This is a genomic window from Nodosilinea sp. P-1105 (assembly GCF_012911975.1).
Taxonomy (GTDB): Bacteria; Cyanobacteriota; Cyanobacteriia; order Phormidesmidales; family Phormidesmidaceae; genus Nodosilinea.
Genome location: NZ_SMDQ01000119.1, coordinates 1 through 6,663 on the forward strand (window position 1 = coordinate 1; position 6,663 = coordinate 6,663).

General features: G+C 48.0%; 6 protein-coding genes. All 6 read right to left on the reverse strand.

Annotation, left to right across the window (positions count from 1 at the left end; genetic code table 11):
• Window positions 1-91 precede the first annotated feature (91 nt).
• The 6 genes from E1H13_RS25830 to E1H13_RS25855 all read right to left on the reverse strand — a co-directional run bounded on the left by E1H13_RS25830 (window position 92) and on the right by E1H13_RS25855 (window position 6,378).
• Window positions 92-307, reverse strand: a complete 216-nt coding sequence (locus E1H13_RS25830) for a hypothetical protein (protein ID WP_169617840.1) — start codon at window positions 305-307, stop codon at window positions 92-94.
• Window positions 308-326: 19 nt separating this feature from the next.
• Window positions 327-476, reverse strand: coding sequence for a hypothetical protein (locus E1H13_RS25835; protein WP_169617841.1), 150 nt, complete (start codon window positions 474-476; stop codon window positions 327-329).
• Window positions 477-906: 430 nt separating this feature from the next.
• On the reverse strand, window positions 907-4,059 hold the full coding sequence (locus E1H13_RS25840) for a hypothetical protein (RefSeq protein WP_169617842.1): 3,153 nt from the start codon (window positions 4,057-4,059) through the stop codon (window positions 907-909).
• A gap of 75 nt (window positions 4,060-4,134) precedes the next feature.
• Window positions 4,135-5,235, reverse strand: coding sequence for a hypothetical protein (locus E1H13_RS25845; protein ID WP_169617843.1), 1,101 nt, complete (start codon window positions 5,233-5,235; stop codon window positions 4,135-4,137).
• Window positions 5,236-5,267: 32 nt separating this feature from the next.
• Window positions 5,268-6,113 (reverse strand): hypothetical protein, encoded by an 846-nt coding sequence (locus tag E1H13_RS25850; RefSeq protein ID WP_169617844.1) that lies wholly within the window; start codon window positions 6,111-6,113, stop codon window positions 5,268-5,270.
• Window positions 6,103-6,378 carry a hypothetical protein gene (locus E1H13_RS25855; protein WP_206071098.1) on the reverse strand — a complete coding sequence of 92 codons (276 nt, stop codon included), beginning with the start codon at window positions 6,376-6,378 and terminating at the stop codon, window positions 6,103-6,105. The genes E1H13_RS25850 and E1H13_RS25855 overlap by 11 nt, the downstream gene beginning before the upstream one ends.
• Window positions 6,379-6,663: the final 285 nt, after the last annotated feature.

Below are 6,663 nucleotides of genomic sequence, written 5' to 3' on the forward strand. Positions count from 1 at the left end.
AACTCCAGCAACGGACTCTGTTGAATACCAGGCTTAACGCCCAGTTTCTCGGCTTGGGTGGGGCCGAGACGCAACTTCCCCAGCAGGCTATTTAGCCCTCGTGGGTAGCCTGAGTCTGGGCCAACCTCTGTTTCGATAAAAAAATTCCCAACTCTGGCGAGACATGGCGAAGCAATTGGCTGCGGACGGCCATCTCAATCTCGCTCAGGTTGCCCATGGGTAGCCCTTTGGCTTGGGCATCGGTATACAGCAGTTTAGCGATCTCACTGACGTGCCCTTGCAGTTGTTGGTGTTGTTCAGGTGTCATGGCGGTAGCCCTAGATGACCTACCCCTCTATCTTCATTTTTCTCTCGCTAAATGTTGACGCACTCCCCATGACCTCATTCATGGCAGCGTTCCAGTCCTCTGAGCGGATGACATCGCCAGATTTTTTGTCGTTGTGTGTAAAAGGAGCGTTGCCGTTAGTTTCTGTCATAGCAGCGTTAGAGGTGGATGGGCAGAGGGATAAAGGATGGGTGGGATTTAAAAAATAATTTCCCAAACTAAGGTGAGCTTGAAATCGTTGGTTTTGGGAATGCCGGGAAAGACAACTCGGTTGTACATTACCCCCGTATTCATATCTTTGGCGTTAAATAACCCAGCTTCTTTAAGAATGTAGGGCTGGCCGTTGTTGTTGGCTGGGTCAAGGTCAGTTAGGTCTAGGTCGGCGCTAAAACGGATGAGGCTGCTTTTGTGGCTGGGTTCGGGCTGCGCCGGGCTGGCGGTGCCAGGGGATGACAGCGGATGTACGCTTAAATCTCGGCTGGCGTCAAAGGCTTTGAGCCGTTTGCGCCGGACCTCTTCGACCAGGGCGGTAATGGAATTGGTTTTTGCAGTAATTATCTGCCCACTTAAACAAAATATTTTTACATAATGAGAGATGAAGATGGAACATAAACTTTCGGAGCCTTAGTTAATGGGACAGAATTACCCGAATGCAAATCTATGCCATACCATTCAATGACGAGATCTGTAAGTTTCAGGCTGCTAGCATCTTCTATTCGTCCTAAATCAATATCAACTCCTATAGGCAACTTCGAAGCTCCTGCCCCAAGTTCATTACCAATCTTTACATTGAAGCCCAACTTAAAAATAGAGTCATATTTCTGCTTTTTGCCTTCCACTGTTGATCGAAAACGGAGTGATTGCAAAATATGATTGTTGGTATCTGAAAGATTTCTCATAGTCTCTGAATCAAGGGTGTAATTCTGCGAAAGCCGATCCGAGCCAGATATATTGTCCTGTAGCTTAAGAGCAACAGGATCTCGAGAGATAAAGGTGGCTTCAATAAATGTTCTTGTCTCAATAAATGGCCTTTCCCGGTCTTCCCTATTTGGCTCGGTTGTCATACCTTGTACGATGGAACGTAATTCGAACAGAAAATATTTTAGAGCTTCTTCTTGAGAAAGACTGTTTAACTTTAAAGCTTTCGCCAATTCCGCAATATAATTTTCGTCAATTGAGTCGCCATAAAGTTTGTCCCTCAAAGTTTTAAGAATAATTGAATGTCCAACACAGAAGCCGCTTCCTGGCAGGAGATGTGCGTTTTCGTTGTCATCACTTGGTGATCTCCAATAGGCTACTGCAGAATGGTAAGACAACGAATTTACAAACATGTATCCTTTTCTGGCCTGAACTCCTTTCTCTGTTTTTTTGTTGACAAACCTAATAGATTTGTCTTCTTTCAACAAATCCATTTCAGCTTCATTCTCACTTTCCTTCAGCAAATTCGCTTTGGCTAATGCTGTGGCTTCAAGTTCTGCCCCCACTTGCTTGAAATACATTTGGGTTCTTTGTGTCTTAAAGGTTTGATTGGAAAGTTTTGTCTGATACGTATAGCTGCTAATCTTGCAACTTCCCTGAACCTGAGCCTTCGCTTCTGCCTCTGTGGATATAGAAATACCTGCCGCCACTTTTGCAGATGCTCCTAGTTTAACTCCTGCTTCAGCATTATAGGCATGAGAGAATAAAGAGAAATAAACCTCGTCTTGAGAGTTGAATCGACCATTTTTATCATTTTTGCTAGTAATCAGTTTAAATAAACGATCTTCCACTTCTGAAACTTCATTAAAATGAACGGGGGTTTGGGCTGACACTTTTAACCAAATCCCTTCAACACCTCCACCTACTGATGCAGTTGCTTCTGCACCGACGTTCGCAGCCAGACGGGTATCGAAGCTTAGCGAAGCGACTTCAAGCCTATCCACTACATTACTACCCCCTGGATCAAGACGAATGCTAGTGCCTAGTCCTGCTGATGCCTCTATGCCAACTTCCAGGTTTACCCCGAAAGTTCCCTCAGAATAGTAACCATTCAAATCCATCAAGCAATATCTTTTTAGATAATCATTCTCAGCATCTGGTGATTGACATTCACTTACAATTAAGCGGCTGGCCACAGACTTGGCACCAACTTCCACCCCAACATTCGCTTTAAAACAAGGGAACAGTAGTTTACCGACGTCTACGTTTACTTTTACTTCTCCGCTATTTCCGGAGGTTTGTAAGGCGAAACTACTTGAACCAACAACATCATTATTTGCAATTAATAAATTTCTCAATTCAACTTTAAAATTCTCATTTGTTATCCCATTTGGCCCATAAATGGATATGAGTTTTTCCATTAACTGGGAAAAAAGAATAACGGAAGAAGTCTTTGAAAAATCACTTATTTCAAATAAAATTTCAGCCAATTTGCCTGGCAAAACTTCATTGATATTCTGCGCTGGCACCAAGTTCTTGATTTCCCTGTTGACCTGAATTTGCAAATTTTCTAGTGCTTCCTTGCGTGATTTCTTGGACTCGTTCTTGCTATTTTTGTCAAGCCAGGTTGTAATTTCAGCACTGATAGGGAATAAGAAAGAGATTTTTTTAAATGGATGTGAATCAGAATTCTTTGAAAGAAATCTTTCATAGTCTTCTAGCTTTTGCAATACCCTCCTATAAGTAGAGTTTATGTTATACCAATAGACTTCTCCCCCTTGCCTCCTAAGCTCTTCTGCGGTCATCAAAGTCTGATGATCTGATCCAGGCATTGTGACTGCTGTTGGCTTTGTGTCAACTTGTGTAGATACAGGTTGAATGGTGTTTGATCTAGGCATTACGACTGCTGTTGGCTTTGTGTCAACCTGTGTAGATTTTGTAGCCTTAGTACTGGATAAGTTAAGTTGATTATCAAGATTTAGTACTGCCTCGTTATCAGCTTCTGAGATCCGAGATTTAGACAGATTCCTCTCTTCATCATCCAAAGTCTGATCAAACTCATCAAACTTCTGCTGGAGTGAAACCGTACCCAAGTCAAACGAATTAGCAAAGGCCATGTTATTACCCATGCGGTCAAATACGCTATGAGCATTGGAGTAGGTGGGTGCTGGGGTGGGCTCAGGGTCGGGAGGTAGTCCTTGCTCTAAGCGATCAAACACATCGTGAGGTGAGCCTTGTTTAGCTGGTTTACCAGGGGCAGAGGGTTCTGAAGTGGAAAGTTGGGTGGCGTTAGGTGCGGCATCGCCCACCTGCTGACCGGTGCCTTCGTAGGTTTTCTCACCCTTCAAAATTGCCTGCAAATCTTCTAAGAAATCATCATTAGTAGCAACGTCTGGATCTGTAGAGGGTTCAGGCTCAACAACAGTCTCGCTACTAAAGGATTGAACCGAGGGAGCGGCCGGTTTGACGGGCATCGGTTGCGATTGATCTGCCACTACCTCAGGTTGTAGGGGGATAGATTGGGCAGCGGCGACAGGTTTGGCCTCAAAGGGTTCCACCTCAAATGCCTCAGAACCAAAATTCAGCTCGGGCTCAACGGATTGGGCAGCCGTATAGGTTGGTGCTTTCGCTGCATAGCTGTCGGTTTCCTGGTTGTAGCGCAACTCAATGGGTTCACTGTGGTCATAGGCCATAGCCTCTACAGTGGCCTTTGGCTTAGTTTGATGCCGTTTCTTCTGCTTGGGGGATGACGGCTGAGCCTGACGAGACTGCAGGGTTTGGGCTAACTCTTGAAGGCGGTTTTTGGGAGTACGCATGGGGGTTCACCAACACATGAAACAAATAAACCGTCGGTAGAAAAGAAGCTGAGGGAAAACGAACTTTGCTCAGGGTCAATCGGCTGAATCGGTTGACCCTGGCGGCAGCTCTAGCAATGAGCGGGGGGCTAGTTTGGGTGGCCCTGCCCTAATTGAGAGGATCTGAGCCAAGGCTCCCCAATCGGAGGGAGAGTGGGGTAGTAAGGTACCGCCATTTTTAGAAACAATTTCAGAAATACCGATGGGAACAATTGCCGTTTCCGTTACCGCTTCTACTGGAGTATCACTGGAGAGTTCAGCAGGATCTACTGCCGTGGCGGCAATATCAATCGTGCTAATGTCTTCACGGTCTTGCTCCCACGTCTCAGGCGGCTCTGCCTGTACTAGTGGAGGGGGTTGGGCGGTGGTTGAGTCGGCAACTGCTTCTAGATCAGGGGCAACATAGGTAGCCCCTGGTGGCGGGGCTAGTGGATTAAGATGCTCTGCTGCCAACGGTTCGACTTGGAAGGGTTGAGGCTCGGGCCGTTCCACCGTGGCTTGACTGTCTGTGACTGACAGCATGAATGACTCTGGTGAATCGGCTGAGGGTTGAGTGGTCCGGCTGTGCTGTACCAAGGGCGATCGCATCTGGTAAATTTGCTCAGCCAGGTCTTTCCAACTGGTGGAGGGCACAGCGTCTTCAGCGTCTTCTAAGGGGGGTACCGCCTGGTTATAGTGGGCGTGGCTGGGAAGGGTAGGCGGTGAACTGACCGCAGAATGAGGTGCTCTGGCACCGGGTCTGGTTGGCAAAGGAACGTTGGGCAGGGATTGTTCCTGGGCAAAATTTGTCGGGTTTGACGGGACGTGAGGTGGCGTTAGCTCTGGCTCAGAAAAGGAAACACTATCGTCTGGCAGAGAGGTCTGGGTGAGTCGGGCTGCCAGACGTTGCCAGGGAGACAGGGGTGGAGCCGTTTTTGGCGTAGGGGAGCGACGGTGCTGGGGCGGTTGGATGGTCGGTTGCGAAGCGGGGGCAGACGCCCTTGTTGCCGATGCCGCCTCTGCCTGAGTGCCCATCACCTGTGTCTTTCTCGGTGGTTGGTCAGGGCTCCGCTGACCAACCACGGGTCGTCGTGCCTGGAGTTCTTGTTCCAGGGCGAGGAGCCGATTGCGGGGAGGAATGGAGGTGGAGAGAGACATGGCAGGACAGGTAAGGGGGTGAGGTCAGTGAACTAAGTTTGCAGGTTCATAGTGAAGACAGCGTAGGGGTCGAGAGCGACCTGAAGCTGGTGAGCATCCCCCTGCAAAGAAGCAGGATCAACCTGGAGCTGAAGCTGGTTGGGGCTGGCGGAGAGCACTGGAATGGGGCGATCGTTGAGCAAAGCGCTAGGGAAGTTGGTGTGAGATTGGGCTATGGCCAGGTTTTCGCCGTCTAGGATGAGGACTGTTTTGTCTTTTTCTTGGGAGACTCGGGCGTGGGAAACGCTGGGGGGATGTTGGCGACGACGGGATTGGTTGATGGAGTGGGTCAGATTGTCGGTAAAGGCGGCATGGGGGGCGGGGTCTACCTGACCTTGAGCTTGAGCAACGTTGGGGGAACCGTAACGAGATTGGTTGATGGCCCTAGCGAGATTGCTGTAGTCAACCCTTTGGTTCGTCACTTTTTCCAGGTTAATATTGCGGTCTTTGACGGTGCGCTTTAAATCTTCAGCGGAATGGATCCCCAATCTTTTCAGTTCTCTTTGCTGGGGTTCGGGCAAGCCGATTTTTTCAAGCGGGGTTTCGTCGTGGGTGAGGGGAGGACGCGCGACCTCATGAATTTGGGTATCGCGGATGGAGCCCAGTTGAAGTGAAATTTTAGAAGCGCCCGTGTCACCGGGTTTAGCGGTGGTAAAGCGAACGGTATCGCCGTCGAATTCGGGGAAGAGTTGCAGTTCCAGGTTCATGTCTTTGACCATGTAGGTAAGCTTGCGGTTCAACCCTTTAACCGACAGCGTGTCCTGGGCCTTGTCTAGCTCAAAAATGAGTGAGTCTAGAAAGGCTTGCAAATTCCAGGACTGGTTCGCTTTATTGACCATCGTCAGGTACGATTTGTAGACTCATGCGGTGAAAAACCGGGAGAAAGGTGGTTCTAGTAGCTTGGGTTGGGGCCGAACCATGGAGGGTCACGGCCCCGTCATCATCTACAGAAACATTAAGCTCGATGGGTAAATCAACATTGACCTGTTCTATTTCCAACGCATAACCAGACTCAGAATTTTCGAGGCGATCGCTCAGATCAGCAAAGTGTTCAATCAACTCTGCAATGGGCAATAAGTTATTCCGAACGTATTTGTTCTCCATATGCTTACGGACGCTGAAACAGCTCTTCTGATGCTGGTTGAAATTGCAGCCAGCTTTTAACGGTTTCCCTATAATCAGGGTGAAGTTCAAATTGACTCTCAGCTACATTAACTTGAGTATATGGACGAATTAATTCATTTAGATCTGACGTATTCAAATAGAATTGATTTGGCAAAGCGTCAATTTGGTTAAAAGTGGTAACTGCGAGGGGGTGTGATTTAAGCCGGGAAACCCTCTAAGTGAAAGGGACTGAGGGTTTGTGCTTTTAGTGACTGACGGGCAAGG